The organism is Chthoniobacterales bacterium, from assembly GCA_035274845.1.
Classification (GTDB): Bacteria; Verrucomicrobiota; Verrucomicrobiia; order Chthoniobacterales; family UBA10450; genus AV80.
Window position 1 is genome coordinate 37,555 of record DATENU010000006.1, and the last position, 17,780, is coordinate 55,334.

At 60.4% G+C, this 17,780-nt stretch carries 13 protein-coding genes and 1 tRNA gene; 10 read left to right on the plus strand and 4 right to left on the minus strand.

All coding sequences use genetic code 11. The features are described from left to right. Window positions 1-119 precede the first annotated feature (119 nt). Window positions 120-1,631: an oligopeptide:H+ symporter gene (locus tag VJU77_02205; GenBank protein ID HKP02149.1), complete on the minus strand. Its 1,512-nt coding sequence runs from the start codon at window positions 1,629-1,631 to the stop codon at window positions 120-122. Window positions 1,632-1,798: 167 nt separating this feature from the next. On the opposite strand from VJU77_02205, the gene VJU77_02210 reads away from it, so the two are divergent. The 8 genes from VJU77_02210 to VJU77_02245 all read left to right on the plus strand — a co-directional run bounded on the left by VJU77_02210 (window position 1,799) and on the right by VJU77_02245 (window position 12,392). Next, on the plus strand, window positions 1,799-2,017 hold the full coding sequence (locus VJU77_02210) for an addiction module protein (GenBank protein HKP02150.1): 219 nt from the start codon (window positions 1,799-1,801) through the stop codon (window positions 2,015-2,017). An 85-nt stretch (window positions 2,018-2,102) separates the two neighbouring features. Next, entirely contained in the window at window positions 2,103-3,146 is a 1,044-nt protein-coding gene (locus tag VJU77_02215) for a crosslink repair DNA glycosylase YcaQ family protein (protein ID HKP02151.1), read from the plus strand. Window positions 3,147-3,294: 148 nt separating this feature from the next. Further along, on the plus strand, window positions 3,295-5,844 hold the full coding sequence (locus VJU77_02220) for an ABC transporter permease (GenBank protein HKP02152.1): 2,550 nt from the start codon (window positions 3,295-3,297) through the stop codon (window positions 5,842-5,844). Between the two features lie 140 nt (window positions 5,845-5,984). Further along, window positions 5,985-7,385 carry an MmgE/PrpD family protein gene (locus VJU77_02225; protein HKP02153.1) on the plus strand — a complete coding sequence of 467 codons (1,401 nt, stop codon included), beginning with the start codon at window positions 5,985-5,987 and terminating at the stop codon, window positions 7,383-7,385. Further along, a complete protein-coding gene (gene prpB, locus VJU77_02230; protein ID HKP02154.1) occupies window positions 7,382-8,218 on the plus strand; it encodes a methylisocitrate lyase in 837 nt (278 codons plus the stop codon). The genes VJU77_02225 and prpB overlap by 4 nt, the downstream gene beginning before the upstream one ends. Before the next feature lie 12 nt (window positions 8,219-8,230). Then, window positions 8,231-9,373, plus strand: a complete 1,143-nt coding sequence (locus VJU77_02235) for a citrate/2-methylcitrate synthase (protein ID HKP02155.1) — start codon at window positions 8,231-8,233, stop codon at window positions 9,371-9,373. A 2-nt stretch (window positions 9,374-9,375) separates the two neighbouring features. Next, the gene (locus VJU77_02240) at window positions 9,376-9,849 is read left to right on the plus strand and encodes a PaaI family thioesterase (protein HKP02156.1); all 474 of its coding nucleotides are present in this window, start codon (window positions 9,376-9,378) and stop codon (window positions 9,847-9,849) included. 122 nt (window positions 9,850-9,971) lie between these two features. Further along, entirely contained in the window at window positions 9,972-12,392 is a 2,421-nt protein-coding gene (locus VJU77_02245) for an FdhF/YdeP family oxidoreductase (protein HKP02157.1), read from the plus strand. Between the two features lie 50 nt (window positions 12,393-12,442). Here VJU77_02245 and fdhD read toward each other — a convergent pair whose 3' ends face one another. Continuing rightward, window positions 12,443-13,243, minus strand: coding sequence for a formate dehydrogenase accessory sulfurtransferase FdhD (gene fdhD, locus VJU77_02250; GenBank protein HKP02158.1), 801 nt, complete (start codon window positions 13,241-13,243; stop codon window positions 12,443-12,445). 36 nt (window positions 13,244-13,279) lie between these two features. On the opposite strand from fdhD, the gene VJU77_02255 reads away from it, so the two are divergent. Together VJU77_02255 and VJU77_02260 are read left to right on the plus strand one after the other, a co-directional pair. After that, complete coding sequence (locus tag VJU77_02255; GenBank protein ID HKP02159.1) at window positions 13,280-13,867, plus strand: molybdenum cofactor guanylyltransferase; 588 nt, start codon at window positions 13,280-13,282, stop codon at window positions 13,865-13,867. 102 nt (window positions 13,868-13,969) lie between these two features. Continuing rightward, the gene (locus VJU77_02260) at window positions 13,970-15,094 is read left to right on the plus strand and encodes a trifunctional transcriptional activator/DNA repair protein Ada/methylated-DNA--[protein]-cysteine S-methyltransferase (GenBank protein ID HKP02160.1); all 1,125 of its coding nucleotides are present in this window, start codon (window positions 13,970-13,972) and stop codon (window positions 15,092-15,094) included. Window positions 15,095-15,172: 78 nt separating this feature from the next. Here the strand turns inward: VJU77_02260 and VJU77_02265 are convergent. Both VJU77_02265 and VJU77_02270 read right to left on the minus strand, forming a co-directional pair. Beyond that, window positions 15,173-15,246 (minus strand) — tRNA-Arg (locus VJU77_02265). A gap of 92 nt (window positions 15,247-15,338) precedes the next feature. Continuing rightward, on the minus strand, window positions 15,339-17,321 hold the full coding sequence (locus VJU77_02270; protein HKP02161.1) for a choice-of-anchor tandem repeat GloVer-containing protein: 1,983 nt from the start codon (window positions 17,319-17,321) through the stop codon (window positions 15,339-15,341). Window positions 17,322-17,780: the final 459 nt, after the last annotated feature.

Consider the following 17,780-nt stretch of genomic DNA (forward strand, 5'->3'; position numbering starts at 1 on the left):
CGGCGACCGGATCGCGCTGGTGTTCAAAAAAGAGGGGCAGGTCTCCCGGTTCGACGTCGCGTAAAAGGACCTCTGGTTTCACAATTCCAAAGCTAGTGCGGTAATGACGCGGCGGGAACCTACACCGCGGCGGGTGCGGGACCGGCGGGGGTGGCCGCTTCGACGGGAGTTGTCTCGGCTCTGTCGGTGATTAGCTTGCGCAGGAAGGGAATGAGCGCGAGGAGCGCGATACCGACCACGAGGCTGCCGGCGCCGAGCTCGGCGAAAAGTTTTGCGTAATCAGGATTGGTGGCGATCGCCGTGGTGCCAGCGGGCTCGGGGATCATGCCCGAAAAATCGCCAGCGAAAAGTGAGGCGAGGCCGGTCACCAACATCCAGCTGCCCATCATGATCCCCTGGTATTGTTTCGGTGCGAGCTTGCCGATCATGGCGTAGCCTATCGGCATGATGAGCAGCTCACCAATGCTCTGGAGGACGTAGCTCCAGAACAGCCAGCCGAATGCGCTCTTGCCGTCGACGCCGGCCAGCTTGATGCCGAGCGGGAGAATGAGAAAGGCGAGCGCCATCAAGAGCAACGAGGCCGCGAACTGGTTCGGGACGTCGATTTTCAACCCGCGCGCGCGCATCCGGGTAAAGAGCGACGCCAGCAACGGCCCGCCGAGCACGATGCAGACGGTGTTGATGTTCTGAATCCACTGCGGCTGAATCTGCACGGGACCCACCATCAGATCGACGTTGTTGACCGCGAACAGCATCAGGCCGCTCGGCGCCATCTGGTAGAGCGACCAGAACATCAGCGAGCCGACGGTCAGAATCAGGTAGGCCGTCATGTTGCGCCGCTCGCGGCGATCCGGGTGGCGGAGCGTGAGGTAGATCAGGGTGAGCGCGACCAAGCCGCAGATCGACTTGAGGATTATCCCGGTGCTGCCCGGTCGCTGGAGCATGAACCACACGACGGGGACGATGCCGAAGACAATGGCGAGACCGGCGAGCAGACGCAGTTGGAACTGCTTTGGCGTGGTTTCGAGCAGAGGGGTGTTGCGATCGGCGAGCGTTTTCCACATGAGCACGGCGAGGATGATGGCGGCGAAGTTGCCGAGCGTGGCGAAGATGAAGAGGCTCGAGTAACTTTCGGTGGCCTGGAAGTAGCCGGCTACGGTGAACCCGACGAAGAAGCCGACGTTCATACCGGCATAATTCCAGAGAAAGGCCCCTTCGCGGCGCGGGTCCTCCGGGGTGAAGCGCTGGGTCAGCATCATGTTGATGCAGGTGACGTTGAGGCCGCTGCCGGTAAGGAAAAGGGCGAGGCCGATGTAGAAGAGCGGGAGGGTGCCCCGCGAGATGCAGGCGCAGCCGGCGACCTGCAGCGCCATGCCCCAGACGAACAGATTGCGGTTCGAGAGGAAGCGGCCGCCAAGATAGCCGCCGAAAAGGTGGAGGCCGTAGTTAAAGGCGCCGAACACGCCCATCAACATGGTGGCCGATTTCACGGAGAGCTGGAGATGCTTCGTGGCATAGAGGACCAGCGTCGAGTAGAGGACGGCGAAGCCGAGCGTCGAGAAGATTTGAATGAAGAAGAGCGCGGCGGTTCCCTCCGGGGCCCCGGCGAAACGGCGTTTGAGAGCTTGCATCCGGTGCTCCTTGTGCTCGCCGCGCCCGGCTATGTCAAGCGGTTCGCCCTACGATGTTCAATCTACAAGGCAGGAGACCAGGAGGTAATGAGCGGGCTGAGAGCTACCAGCTCAGCCGTCGGTAGAAAATCTTGATGGGGCAGGCGGAGGCTGTAAACTTCGCCGCCATGAAGGCGTCAATAGAGGAACTCCGGCAGCTGCCCATCCCCGAACGCATTCAACTGGTAAAGGAACTCTGGGACAGCATAGCCGATGAGTCGCCAGCGATCGATCTCTCCGCAGAACAAATTGCAGAGCTCGACCGGCGATTGGATGCGCTCGCCGCCCAGCCGGAAGACGGCACCCCCTGGCACATCGCGCGAGAGCGCATTCTGGCGAGTTTGTGAGTCTGCGGGTGATCGTCCGCGACGAGGCGGAGGCTGACATATGGCACCGTCCTCTCTGACACTGGATGATTTGAGGAGGTTTGCGGTGGCGCGATCTCTCTTCGGGCCGACGACGCTTCGGCAGGCGCTGGCCAAAATGGGGTTCGTGCAGGCCGATCCGATTCGAGCCCCGGCGAGGGCGCAGGATCTGATTTTGCGGCCGCGGGTCAAAGGTTATCGGGTGGGCGATTTGGAGAAGCGGTACGCGGCGCTCGAGGTCGAGGAGGATGTATTCGTTAACTATGGGTTCGTCACCAGAGCGCTGCAGACACTGATGCATCCGCGAACGGCGTCCGCGGCGCGACCGAAAAAGGAAACGTCACTGCTGGATTTCGTGGAGGCGCGCGGCACGGTGCATCCGCGGGAGGTGGAGCAATATTTTTCGCACGGCACGGTGCGGAATTACTGGGGTGGCTCCTCGCACGCGACCACCCACATGCTCGATGCGCTCCACTATTGGGGAAAACTCCGGGTGGCGCGGCGCGAAAAAGGGATTCGGCTTTATCACAGCCATCGGCATGAACCGGTGGTCCTGGACAAAGCGGAACGCCAGGCGCGGATCGATTCGCTGGTGGACGTGGTGGTGAATATTTATGCGCCGTTGCCGGCAGCGAGCCTTTCGTATTACGTGCGCCGGTTGCGCTACGCGGCGCCGCAGTGGGAGAAGGAAATTACCGCCGCATTGCGGCGGGCTCGGGAACGCCTGGCGCAGGCGCGAGTCGAGGGAATTGATTGGTATTGGCCCGCCGATGACCGGCCCTCGGCAGGGCTTCGGCGCGGCAGGGAGGATGAAGTGCTGCTCCTGGCGCCGTTCGATCCGGTGGTGCACGATCGAACGCGGTTCGAGCTTTTCTGGGGCTGGACGTATCGTTTCGAGGCTTACACGCCGGTCGCGAAACGGAAGCTCGGTTACTATGCGCTCCCGCTCCTCTGGCGCGATCGAGTGATTGGGTGGGGGAATCTCGCGATCAAGGATGGAAAGCTGACGGCCGAACTCGGCTATGTTTCTGGACGGCCGCCGCGAGACCCGGCATTCAAACACGAGCTCGACGCTGAGCTGGAGCGGATGCGGGTTTTTCTCAGGGTGTAGCAACGGCGCTCTGTGCGTTAAGAGCGTAGTCTCGAATTTTCCGTTTTCATACGGCGATAGAGCGCCGTTACGACAACAAGAGAATGTTCGCCCGAAAATTGGGTTCGGCTTTGAATCCGAATCGCTCTCTCGCCGCATCCTATTCGATATGGTTCAGGACTTCAGATTTGCGTTTCGACAGCTCATTAAGGCACGGGCGTTCACGGCGGCGGCAGTTATTGTGCTCGCGCTCGGGATCGGAGCGAACACGGGCATCTTCAGCCTGGTCAACGCGATGTTGTTCCAGCCGCCCCACTACCCGAATCCGGCCGAAGTGGTGCAGGTCTTTTCGCAGGACAAAAAGAACCCGAAGATCTTTCGCGGATTTTCGTATCCGACCTACCTGGATATCCGCGAGCAGACCACGGTTTTCTCCGGGGTGATGGCGCACAACCTGGCCATGGTCGGCGTGGGCGAGAAGGGGAGCACGCGGCGCGCGTTCACCGACGTGGTGAGCTCGAATTATTTCTCGGTCATGGGAGTGATGCCGGCCCAGGGACGCGCGTTCACGGCGGAAGAGGAAACGCCCGACCGCAATGCGCAGGTCGCGATCGTGAGTTACAACTACTGGAAGAAGGAAGGGCTCTATCCCGGCCTGCTCGGCTCGACCATCACGATCGACAGCCGGCCGTTCACGGTGATCGGAATTCTCCCGCAGGGATTCACCGGCACGACCCAGATTTTCGCGCCCGAAATCTTTCTGCCCCTCGGGGTTTACAGCCAGGTCGCGAATGATTTCGAGACAGGGAACAAGGACAAGCTGGAGAATCGCGCCGGCCGGCAGTTCATGATCGTCGGCCGGTTGAAGCCCGGGATGACCGCGACCGCGGCGACTCCGGCGCTGAAGGCGCTGGCGTCGAATCTCGAGCAGGCCTACCCGGTCGAACAAAAGGACCAGACGTTCATGATGGAAACGTTGTCGCGTTTCAGTATGAGCATGAGCCCCACCGGGAACAACAACATCAAACGCCTGGCGCCGCTGCTCTTTGGAATGTCCGGCGTGGTGCTGCTGGTCGCTTGCCTGAATCTCGCCAACATGCTGCTCGCTCGCGGGACCGCGCGACGAAAGGAAATCGCGATCCGGCTCGCGCTCGGCGCCAGTCGCGGTCGCATCGTGCGCCAGTTGCTCATCGAAGGTCTCGTCCTGGCGCTGACGGGCGGAATCCTCGGGATGATGCTGGGGCTTTGGTCGTCCGATTTGCTGGTGGCCTCGTTGGGCAAGGCTTTGCCGATCGATATGGTCTGGTCGACTGGTCTCAGCGCGTCGATCCTCGCGGCGACGTTTGCATTTTGCCTGGTGGGAACGCTCGCCTTTGCGCTTGGCCCGGCGCTGAAATTGTCGAAGTCCGCGGTGATCGGCGATTTGAAAGAGCAGGCTGGCGAAGACGTCACGGTCCGGCGCTGGAAATTCTTACCGCGCAATCCGCTGGTCGTGATCCAGATCGCGTTTTCACTCGCGCTCCTTACGGCGGCAGCACTCTTCATTCGCGGCGCGGCCAAAGCGGGTTCCGTCGATACCGGCCTGAAGACCGCGTCGAATTTTCTTCTCGAAACAGACGCGAGTCTTGCGACCTACGACGAGACCCGTTCGCTGAATGTGTATCGCAACCTGGAGGAACGTCTCTCGGCCCTGCCGGGGGTCACGTACGCCAGTATCTCAACCACGGTGCCGTTTGGCATGGTTGAATTGGATAAACAGGTGCAGCGCGCCGGAGCCAACCCCGCCCCGGACGCGAAGCCGGCGACCGTCGCCGACGGTCTCGCGTTCAATGCGAACTCAAACAGTGTCGGCGTAGATTATTTCAAGGCGGTCGGCCTGCCCCTGCTGCGCGGCCGCTTCTTCATAGCGGCGGAGGCGATGCATCAGACCTCGCCGACGGTCGCCATTATCGATGAAGTCCTGGCCAAAAAACTGTGGCCGGATGGCGACGCCCTCGGCCAGCGGATCCAATTTGCGGGCCGGGACTTGCCCGATGTGAAAGCGACTGACGAATCCAAAACGCAACTCGAGATCGTTGGGATCGTGCCGTACGCGCGCAATGGCCTGTTCGAAAAGGAGCCGGCCGGCGCGCTTTACCTGCCTTTCGCCGGCGGCTTCCATAGCAACGTTTTCTTCCATCTGAAGTTCGATCCGAACGCCGGCCGAGATGCTTCGGCCACTACGGACCTGATTCGTCGGACCGTGCGGGAAGTTGATCCGGCCCTGCCGATCCTCGGTTTGAAAACATTCGCCCAACATCTGGACGGAAGTATCGAGCTCTGGATCGTGCGCACCGGCGCCGGCCTGTTCAGCATTTTCGGCGGCGTGGCTCTGGCCCTTGCGACCGTCGGTGTATATGGCGTCAAAGCTTACTCGGTCGCGCGGCGAACCCGGGAAATCGGCATTCGGATGGCGCTCGGTGCGCAACGCAGCGCGGTTCTCGGAATGTTCATGCGCGAGGGCGCGGTGATGCTGGTAAGCGGAGTGTTGCTCGGTCTGCTGCTGGCGGCGGGGACGGGCAAGCTCATCAGCGGAATGCTTTATGACGTTGGCGCGCTCGATCCATTGGCGTTTACCCTCGCGCCGATGGTTCTCGCCGGCGCAGCCCTGCTGGCCACCTGGTTGCCCGCGCGCCGTTCCACGCGGATCAGCCCGATGGCTGCGCTCCGCACGGAGTAATAATGTGGGAGGGGCCTTTGCGTCCCGACTGCCTTCAATCAGAAAACAGAACAGACGGGTCGCGGCACCAAGGCCCCTCCCACATTGGCGCTGCCCTTGCCGTGCCGCATTTCATAGCCACATTGCAGCTTCGCTTTTCTATGACCAACCCGACTCTTGCGCATCAACTCGCCGCTTTCGCCTGTTCCCTGAATTATGAGGACCTTTCCCAGAACGTGGTCCACGAGGTAAAGCGACGCCTGATCGATTCCCTCGGCTGTGCGCTGGGGGCGTGGCACGAAGAGCCTTGCACGATCGCGCGGACCGTCGTTTCGGATTTCTCGGCAAAGAATGGAGCGACGGTGTTCGGAACGTCGCAAAAGGCGCCACCGGATTGGGCGGCGTTCGCGAACGGCTGCCAGATTCGGTATTTCGATTACAACGATACCTATCTTTCAAAGGAGCCGGCGCACCCGAGCGACAATTTCGCCGCCGTTCTCGCAGTGGCCGAAAGTGTTGGAGCAACGGGCAAGGAAATCATCACCGCGACGGCAATTGCCTACGAAGTGCAATGCCGCTTGTGCGACGCCGCCAGCATTCGGGCGCGGGGCTGGGACCATCCGACCTACGGGTCCTTCTCGACCGCGCTGGCCTGCGCGAAATTGATGAAGCTGGATCCGGAGCGGACCCGGCACGCGATCAATATCGCGGGTGTGCATTGCGCGGCGTTCCGCCAGGCGCGGGTAGGGGAGTTGTCGCATTGGAAAGGCGTGGCGTTCGCGAATGCATCGAGGCTCGGCGTTTATGCGGCGCTGCTGGCTCGCGCCGGGATGACCGGTCCGGCCCCGATTTTCGAAGGAGCGATGGGATTCGAGAAGGAGCTCGGCGTTTCGCTGGGCAACGTGAAAGAGAATTTCGACAAGACGAAGGAAGCGATGCCGGGCGAAGGACCGGCGTCGATGATTTTGAAGACGAGCATCAAATATTGGCCGGCGGAATATCACAGCCAGAGTGCGATCGAAGCGGCGCTTTTCCTGCGGAATCAGATCGAAGATTTGTCGCAGGTGAAAACCATGGTGATTGAGAGCCATGACGCCTCGGTGGACATCATCGGGAGCGAGCCGGAGAAATGGCGCCCGCAAAGCCGCGAAACCGCGGACCACAGTCTGCCCTACATTACCGCGGTGGCGTTGATCGATGGGGAGGTGACGGACAAGCAATTCGCGCCCGAACGTTTCACCGAGACGAAGATCGTGTCTTTCCTGCAGGGAGTGAAAGTGGAACGGAACGACGAGCTGAGCGCGCTTTATGCCGAGGCGGTTGCCAACATTGTTCACGTGAACCTCGCGGATGGACGGACCCTCACCAAGAGGGTCGATTATCCACTGGGCAACGCAAAGAACCGGCTCAAGGATGCGGAGCTGGAAGGGAAGTTTACGAACCTCGCCGCGCCGAAGATCGGCAAGGACGCCGCGGATCGCGTGCTCAAACATTGCTGGAGCTTTGATGAGGCGAGCGATGTGAGCGCGTTGATGAAGTCGCTCGAGATGCCCAAAACATGAGCGCCGCGGCACATCTCCGCCAACTGATCGCGAACGGCTGCGTCGCGATGCCGGGGGTCTTCAACGCGTCGCTGGGACGGATGGTGGAGCGGGCTGGATTTGAGGCCGTCTACATCAGCGGCGCTGGCTTATGCAACGCGACGGCCGGTGTGCCGGACGTTGGGTTACTGACCCTGACGGAAGTGGCTCAACTGGCGGGCTACGTAGCGCGCGCCGTCAAAATTCCAGCAATCGTCGATGCGGACACGGGATTTGGCGGAGCGGAGAACGCGGCCCGGACCATCGAGGAATTTGAGCGGGCGGGACTCGCGGGGTGCCATATCGAAGACCAGGAATTTCCAAAGCGGTGCGGCCATCTGGCTGGCAAATCCCTCGTCGCGATTGAAGATATGAACGCGAAGATCGCGGCGGCGGCAGCAGCGAAACGCGATAAGGATTTTCTCCTCATCGCCCGAACCGACGCGCGGGCAGTCGAGAGTTTTGCGAAAGCGGTCGAGCGCGCCCAGAGTTACCTGGCGGCGGGCGCCGACGCGATTTTCCCCGAGGCGCTCCAAAACGAACAGGAGTTCCGCGATTTCGCCAAAGAAGTGAAAGCCCCGCTCCTCGCTAATATGACGGAATTCGGCAAGAGCCCGCTCCTTTCGTTAGGTCAGCTCGCGGAGATGGGGTATCGGATGGTGATTTATCCGCAGACCGCTTTTCGCGTTTCGATGTTTGCCGTAAAGGAAATGTTGCGCGATCTAAAAACGACCGGGACTCAGCAAGGCTGGGTCGAGCGTATGCAAACGCGCCAGGACCTCTACGATCTGCTGGATTACGACCCGGGAAAGTAAAACGAAACACCTATGAGCACTGAGACGAAACCTCCTTACAGCCCAGGCCTCGCCGGCGTCGTGGCGGGGGAAACCGAAATCTGCTGGGTCGATCCGAACGCCGGCCTCATGTACCGGGGCTACGACATCCACGAGATGGCGCAAAAGGCGAATTTCGAGGAAGTCGCCTATTTGCTCCTGAACGGCCAGTTGCCATCGGCGGAGCAGCTGGCGACGTTTTCGAAAGCGCTCGCCGCGGAGCGAGAATTGCCCGAGCCGGTTTTGCAAATGCTCCGGCTCATGCCCAAGAACACGCATCCGATGGATATGCTGCGCACCGGCGTTTCCATGCTGGCGCCCTTCGATCCCGACCTGAACGACCATTCGCATGCGGCCAATGTCCGCAAGGCGATGCGCCTGCTCGCGCGGGTCTCCACGCTCGTGACCGATGGATGGCGGATTTCGCAGGGACAGCAGCCGATTGAAGACAAACCGGATCTCACGCACGCCGGGAATTTCTTTTACAAGCTAACGGGAGGTGTGCCGCAGGATTGGCAGATCCGGATGCTGGACACGATTTATATTCTTTACGCGGACCATGAGTTCAACGCCTCCACCTTCGCGGCGCGGGTGACCGCATCCACACTCGCGGATATGTACGCGGCGGTGACCTCGGCGTGCGGAACGTTGAAGGGGCCGTTACACGGCGGGGCCAATGAAGAGTCGATGAAGATGCTCGACGACATCGGGACGGCTGATCGCGCCGAGGGCTGGCTGAAGGAACAGCTTGCGAAGAAAGCCAAGATCATGGGCTTCGGCCATCGGGTTTATAAGAAGGGTGATTCGCGCGTGCCGATCATGAGGGAAATTGCGCGCGATCTCGGCAAGCGCCTGGGCAAGGAACATTGGGTGCCAATCTGCGAAAATCTCGAGGCCACGATGGAGCGCGAGAAGCAACTGTGCGCCAACGTCGATCTCTACGCCGCGCCCGTCTTCACGATGCTGAAATTCCCGCCGGAGTTGAACACGCCGATCTTCGCCGTCTCGCGGGTGGCGGGTTGGTGCGCCCACGTTATCGAACAGCACGATCACAATCGGTTGATTCGGCCGCGATCGCTCTACACCGGTCCGGAATTGCGTCCGTATCCGGGGTCGGCGGGAAACGGAGCGAAGTAATCGTGGGAAGCGGCGAAGCGCAATCGCTCCAGGAGTTTTACGCGCCGGAGAACGCCTGCTTCGGTTGCGGGCCGGCGAATCCGGATGGGCTCCACATTCGCAGTTTTGTGCGCGGGGATGAAGTGGTCGCGGAATGGAAACCGGAGACGAAATACGAGGCGTTTCCGGGCGTGTTGAACGGCGGCATTATCGGGGCATTGCTCGATTGCCACTGCAACTGGACCGCGGCCTGGCATTTGATGAAAGCGAGCGGCGAAGATCGGCCGCCCTGCACGGTTACCGCGGATTACGCGATCAAGCTCTTGCGGCCGACGCCGACTGACGGACCGGTTTTTCTTTCCGCGAAGATTGTCGAATCGGAAGGGAGCAAAGCGACTGTCGAAGGAACCCTGACTGGCGGAGGGAAAGTGTGCGCGACCTGTCGAGGGACATTTGTCGCGGTCAAGGAAGGTCATCCGGCATTCCATCGCTGGTAAGCGTCGAACGTCTTTCGACTTCAAGGAGCGGCGGTTTGAAACCGCCGACCCGCGAAAACGGCGGTTTTAAACCGCCGCTCCTTGAAGCTTTCTCTGATGCGACGCTGATGAGATAATCCAGCGTGGGCGAAGACAAGACGACCGCACAGAAACCAGACACGCCTGGCGACGGCGCACCTCCGAGCCCGCCAGTTCCCGCCCCGGATCGGGACCAACAGAATCCGACGCCCGGCGCGCAACCTCCGTCAGATCGCCGCGCGGAAATCGGCGAACCGTCCCAAACCGCTGCCGGCTTGCCGGCGATGTATGAAACCGCCCGTTTCTCTTTGCGCGAAATGGGTGTCGCCCGCGGATTCAAAACCCTCCTGAACGTTAACAAGAAAGACGGGTTCGATTGCCAGAGCTGCGCCTGGCCGAGCCCGGACGATCATCGTCAGGTCGCGGAGTTTTGCGAGAACGGCGCGAAAGCGATTGCCGACGAAGCAACGACGAAGCGGCTCACGCGCGAGTTCTTTCGCCAGCATTCACTCGACGATCTCCGGGCCCAGACCGATCTCTGGCTCGGGCAGCAGGGGCGCCTGACCGAGCCAATGGTGAAACGTGCCGGCGCCACGCATTACGAGCCGATTTCCTGGGATGATGCCTTCGAACTCATCGCCACCGAGCTGAACGCGCTGCCGACGCCGGACGCCGCTGCGTTTTACACCAGCGGACGGACCAGCAACGAAGCGGCGTTTTTGTATCAGCTGTTCGTCCGGCAATTCGGCACGAACAATCTGCCTGATTGCTCGAACATGTGTCACGAATCCAGCGGCGCGGCGATGAACGAGACTCTCGGCATCGGCAAGGGATGCGTGAAGCTGGAGGACTTCGAGCAGGCCGACGCGATTTTCATCATCGGGCAGAATCCGGGAACCAATCATCCGCGCATGCTCTCCAGCCTGAAACGGGCAAAAGAGAATGGCGCGAAGATCGTCTCGATCAATCCGCTGCCGGAAGTCGGCAATTTGCGATTCAAGAACCCGCAGGATTTGAAAAGCCCGCTGAGAGCTGCCGGCGTCTTCTTCGGCAAGGGCGCGAAGCTGAGCGATCTCTGGTTGCCGTTGCGGATCAACGGCGACGTCGCGGTGCTCAAGGGGATGATGAAGGAAATGCTGGCGGAAGAAGAGAAGCAGCCCGGCTCAGTCTTCGATCTCGTGTTCATCCGCGATTACACGGCCGGGTTCGATGCTTTTGTCGCCGATCTGCGGGCAACGAATTGGGACGATATCCTCGTGAGCAGCGGACTGACGCGCGATCAAATCCGGGCCGCGGCGGAGATCGCGATGCAATCGAAACGCATTATTTGTTGCTGGGCAATGGGATTGACCCAGCACCGGAACGCGGTCGCGACCATCCAGGAGATCGTCAACTTTTTGCTGCTGCGCGGGAACATCGGACGCCAGGGCTGTGGCCCTTGTCCGGTGCGCGGACATTCCAATGTCCAGGGCGATCGCACCGTGGGGATTTGGGAGCGGATGAACGACAAGTTTCTCGATAAACTCGGCGCTGAATTTGGCTTCGCGCCGCCACGAGCGCACGGCACCGACACCGTCGAGACGATCAAGCAGATGCACGACGGACGGATCCGCGCCTTCATCGGAATGGGGGGCAATTTTCTGGCCGCCACGCCTGACACGGAATTCACCGCGAAAGCGCTCCAACGCTGCCGGCTAACGGCGCATGTTTCGATCAAGCTCAACCGGTCGCACCTGATCACCGGCGAAATCGCGCTGATTCTTCCCTGCCTCGGGCGGAGCGAGATCGACCGGCAGGCGAGCGGCGAACAGTTCGTCACCGTCGAAGATTCGATGGGAATCATCAATCCCTCGCGTGGCGTCCTAGAGCCGGCGAGCGAACATTTGCGAAGTGAACCGGCGATCGTTGCCGGACTGGCACGGGCCACGTTAGGAGATCGCACGCGGGTGGATTGGGAAGACCTGGTCGCGGACTACAGCCGGATTCGCGATCACATTGAACACGTGATCCCCGGCTTTGAGCGCTTCAACGAGCGGATCGCGAAGGACATTTTCTATTTGCCGAACGCGGCGCGGGACGAGCGGAAATTCAATACGGATATCGGCAAAGCGAAGTTTATGGTGCACCCGGTTCCGCGGAATGAGCTGGAGCCGGGTCGCTACATCATGATGACGATTCGTTCCCACGATCAGTTCAACACGCATCTGTATGGGCTCGATGATCGTTATCGGGGCGTGTTCAACGGGCGGCGCGTCGTTTTCATGAACGGGGAGGACGTTGCGGCCGCTGGCTTGCAACGCGGTCAACTCGTCGACCTGACAAGTCATCACGAGGGCGAAAAGCGGACGGCGCGGGGATTTCAGGTCGTCCCTTACAATATTCCGCGCGGCTGTACGGCCACCTATTTTCCGGAGGGTAACGCGCTCGTTTCGATCAATAGCGTGGCAGAGCGATCGAACACGCCGGTGAGCAAGTTCGTCATCATTTCGATTGCACGCTGTAGCGACGCCGCTCAGTCGGCGTAAACACGCGCCGAGTGAAATCATAGCGTCTTTACGGCGACAGAGCGCCGTCGCTACAACGCCACGCGCTCGATGTGGGAATAGACGTTGAACGTCGGCGGACGCAAGAATCCGATCAGCGTCTGGCCGCATTCGCGGGCGAAATTGATCGCGAGCGACGACGGCGCAGAAACGGCAGCCACGATCGGGACGCCCGCAGCCAGCGCTTTCTGGACGATCTCGAACGAAGATCGCCCGCTCACGCCAAGAACATGCCGGTTCAATGGAAGAAGACCGTCGAGAAAAGCGCGACCGATCGCCTTGTCGACGGCGTTATGGCGCCCAATGTCCTCGCGCACCACGATCAGTTCTCCGCTGGTATCAAAGATCCCCGCCGCGTGAATCCCGCCGGTCCGCGCGAAATTTCCCTGTCCGCTCCGGAGGCGGTCGGGCAGCTCCAGTAAAAGCGTCTCCGTGATTCGCGTTGGGTCGGTGGCGAAATCGATAAGCGGAAATCGTTGCCGGATAAACTCGATGCCGGCTTTGCCGCAAAGGCCGCAACTGCTGGTGATCGTGCCGAAGCGCTCGGCCGGGGCCGGCGAGAATTTCACATCCGGGGCCAGCTCGACGTCGATGATATTGTCACTCACGGCCGAGACTTTCTTCAGGTCTGCCCGGGTTCGGATGATGGCTTCGGAGAAGAGAAAGCCGGCGGCCAGTTCTTCGTCATTCCCGGGCGTCCGCATGGTGGTGGCGACGGCGCGGCCCTGGATTCGAATTTCCAAGGGCTCTTCGATTGCGACTTCATCGGTCACGCATTCGTGGCCGCCATCTTTTTTTCGGCGGATGATGCTTCCGGCGCCGATTCCCTTCATGCAAGATCATCGCACGAAAATGACGGGAGGAAGAGAATGACCTTTTCCGCGCTTCTGCTGGCCGGAGGCGAATCGCGGCGGATGGGGCGGGATAAGGCGACGATGGAATTCGAAGGCCGACCGTTCTGGGAACGACAAACGCAGCTCTTGCGCGCCTTGGGTCCGGAAAAAATAATGGTCTCCGCGCGAACCGCGCCGAGCTGGCTTCCTCACGACGTCGAGTTGTTATTGGACGATCCGCCATCGCGGGGTCCGCTGAGCGGATTGGCCAAAGCGCTCGCTACGATTGAGACGACACACTTGGTCGTGCTCGCCGTCGATATGCCGTTTATGACCCCAGGCGAGTTGGGCGGCTTGCTGGAGCTGGCCACCGAAGGTCGCGGTGTCGTCCCCGCTATCGGAGATCGCGCCGAACCACTGGCCGCGGTTTATCCCGCGGAGGCTGCGGAAGATTTGCAAGCCGCCCTCGCGGGATCAGATTTTTCGCTGCAGTTGACCGTGAGAACGCTGGTGGAGACGGGGAAGGTGAGGCTTTGCCGCTTGCCGGACGGGCGCACGGATCTCTATCGCAGCGTGAATGAGCCGGGCGACTTCAAGGAAGGGCGGTTTGAAACCGCCCCCTGAATACTTCGGCGGTTTCAAACCGCCGCTCCTTGAAGCTTCCCTGGAATTGACTGCCTGAATTCCGTCGATGCGCGGCGGCTACTCGAGGGCTTACCGTTCGTCATGAAAACATCGAGCTTTGCCATCGAACGGCCGTCACTGATAATCGAGCAACCGACTCCAATGAAGATGCCCGAACTGCTTCCGCCCGCCGACACGATGTATCGCGCGCTCGTCAATCGTGACTCAAGCTTCGAAGGGATTTTCTTTGTCGGGGTTCGCACTACCGGCATTTTTTGCCGTCCCACCTGTTCGGCGAAAAAGCCGGCCCGCGAGAATGTCGATTTCTTCTCGACGCCGAGCGAGGCGTTGCACGGCGGTTACCGGCCTTGTCTGCGTTGCCATCCGATGGACCCGGAAAAGCGAGCGCCGGAATTGATCGAGCGATTGCGGGCCGAAGTTGAACGCTCGCCCGGTGGTCGCCTGACTGACAAGGAACTGGCCGCGCTTTCGATCGATCCCTCCACAGCACGCCGACAATTCAAACGCCATTACGGAATGACATTCCAGGCGTATCACCGGGCCCGGCGGATGGGGCTGGCACTGCGCGAAGTTCGAAAAGGCGGCCGCGTGGACGAAGTTCAAAGCGAAACCGGCTTCGGCTCGGCCAGCGGATTTCGAGATGCGTTCGCCCGCATATTTGGCGATGTCCCCACGTCCGCGGCAAAGAAGCAGGGCGGCTTGTTCGCCCAGCGAATCGAGACGCCACTTGGAGCCATGCTCGCGATCGCGGACGACGAGGGATTGCGGCTGCTCGAGTTCGTCGATCGACGCGCGATGGAACGTGAGATGACGATCCTGCGGAATCGGCTTCAGACGAATATCGTTCCGGGCGAACATCCGCACCTCGCCGCGGTGCGCGCCCAGCTGTCGGATTATTTTTCCGGAAAGAACCTCGAGTTCGACGTTCCGCTGGCCCCAGTCGGTTCGCCCTTTCAGATGCGCACCTGGAAACTGCTCCAGACAATTCCGATCGGCGAAACGCGTTCCTATTCCTGGATGGCGACCAAACTGGGCGACGCCGAGATGCGCCGCGCCGTCGGCCGGGCCAACGGCGACAACATGCTTTGCCTCATCATTCCCTGCCACCGCGTCATCCGTGCGGACGGCACGCTTTGCGGTTACGGCGGCGGCCTCTGGCGGAAGAAATGGCTGCTCGATCACGAGCGGCGCTTCGCGAAGAAGTGAATGGTGAATGGTGATCAGTGATTGGTTGTGCTGACCATTCACGAGTCACCGATCACTATTCACCCGGGAATGGGGACACGCGCCCAGGAGGACTCGAACCTCCGACCGTCGGATTAGAAATCCGATGCTCTATCCGGCTGAGCTATGAGCGCAGGAAGAGAATTATTCCCCCGCGCCAGCGCAGAAATCCAGTCTTATTGGCCCGCGGCCAATCGGGATGTAAGAGCGCGGAGGCGGTTTGCGCCTATTGAAGCGTGTAAGCTTCGACGACGGCGACGCCGGTCGTGTTGTTCGATCCCCGCACAATCACGGTGTAGCTGCCGGGCGCCAGGGTTTGGACGAGGGCCGATTCGAAATCGTTCACGGGCGGGATGCCGGTCGCCTCGATTTCTCCCTGCTGGCTGCCACCGGTCAAGCGAATCTTCCAGTTGTCGTTGGAGGCAATCGTGGCACCGAAGGCGTCGTGCAGTTCCAGGTTCGGATCCTGCAAGGCATTCGCGATACCGACCGTGCTCAACGTGGGACCGATGGCGCGCACAATGACTCTCGCGCTTCCGCCGCCGCCGCCGCCACTCACAATCAATCCACCGATCATGACGTTGTTGCCCGTGTCGACAAATCCGCGCGTGCTGATATTGGCGAGTTTGGAATTAACGGCTTGATCGAGGTCGTAGACTTCCACCACGCCGACGCCAGTGCCGTTGTTTCTGCCCGAAAGAATGGCGGTGTATGCCCCGGGCGCGAGGGTAGTAACGATCGCGGATTCCGAATCGTTCGACGGCTGAAGCCCTGTCGCTTCCACCGCCGCCTGATTTTGTTTCCAGTTATCGTTGGTCGCGACGGTCAGATTCCCCTGATGCAGTTCCAGAACCGGATCCTGAAGAGTGGCTCCGACCCCGCTGAGCGATGGCCCGATTCCGCGAATGATGACTTTCTTTGGGTCGGTGCCATTGATGATAAATCCGCCGATCAACACGTTGTCGTCCGTGAGAACTTGAAGGCGGGTCGAGATGTTGAGCACGTCCCGGGGAGGGGCTTGGTTCAAGCGAAAGACAGTGCCATGAAAATAGCGGCCGCCGGATTCCGTCGCCCCGTAGAGACTATGCTCCGCGCCCTCAAAAGGACGGCTGGGATGGGTGCCGGTGGCGTCCCCGTCGAAAGCGTAAACGTTCACCTGCCCGGTGGGAGTGATTCTAAAGATGTTTCCAGCCTGGGGAATTCCGCCGTCCTTTGTCGTTCCATAAACGCTGCCGTCGGTGCTGGCGACAAGTCCGACGGTGTCGGTGCCATTCGTGCCATCGAGAACGTACATCGTGCTTCGCTGACCGGCCGGAGTGATCTTGAAAACCGAGTTTGGGGTTCCAGCGCTTGTCATTCCGTAAAGGTTGCCGTCCTGGCCCTGGATAACGCCCCAGGGGTTGCCGTTATTGGCGCCGCCCGTAAACGAATAAAGCGTCGTTAATGTCCCGGAAGGCGTGATCTTGAAAACGCTGCCGTAGCCGTTGAAAATATTTGCCGGGGATTCGGGGCCATATTGGGCGCTGCCATAGAAATTGCCGTCCGCTCCCTGGACCACGGCATTGGGGAAACTTCCGTCCGCTCCGCCGGTAAAGGTGTAAAGGGTGGTGAACACGCCGGCCGGGGTCAGCCTGAAGAATATCCCGGGGTTATGCATGGTTGGTGGGTGATTGAAAAAGCCGCCGCTCGAATCGCCCGCCGCAGTCCCATAAAAGTTGCCGTCCGCTGCCTGGATGAGGCTGGTGGCGTGCGTGCCTTTTCCATCCTGAAACAGGTACAAGGGAGTGAAGACGCCTGCAGGCGTGAGCTTGTAAATCATTCCATTCAGATCGCCGACTGCCTTGGGTGCGGTCGCGCCGTAGAGGTTTCCGTCGGCGCCTCCGATAAGCACCGTCGGATTAGCCTCCTCCTGGGTAAGGGCGTGAAAATCGTAAACAACGCCAACGGTGCCGTCCGTAGCTACTTTCCAGACGGCTCCATGGCTGGAACCGCCGTTGAAAGTGCCGTAGGCAGTTCCATATAACGTCCCGTCCGGAAGCCGGACCTGGGGCGAGACGGGAAGTGAAATGGTCAGAGAGGACATGGTCTCGATCGTGGCAGCCTGGGATGACATGCCCAACACCGCCATTCCGAGGATTGCTCCCTTCAGCAGGCGCTTCTTGAGCTCGGCCAGCAACGGATGCGAAGAGTCTTTTTCGTCGATGATCATATGATTATTTCAGCAGGTTCGCGGTCACTTTGAAGAACGGTCATGCGCCGGGCAATCCGTAACTCTTTAAGGGTTCAGATTGCAACGATTCCCAAGCGCACCACTAATCGGTTATCCGGTGTTTCAGCTCCCAAACACGGAGGGCCGCGAGGAGCAGACTCTTGGTGCGGGTGAGCGTCCCGACGGCGGGCAACTCTCTCACATTATTTTCCCGGTTGGCGGCCTTCCTCGGACGCCCCCGGCGCGCTTTCGTTTTGCCGACGCGGCGTGCGGTCTCGCTAATCGGGAGGTGACCACCATTATTCATAACTACTAGAAAAGCAGCTTCTGAGCCAGCAGGCGGAAGAGGCGGATGGAGTGGTGGAGTATTGGAGTGGTGCCAGATGAGAGGCAGCAATTGCTTCCCATTACTCCAGCACCCCAATACTCCATTCTCCCCCTTGAATTCCCCTTGTGTGT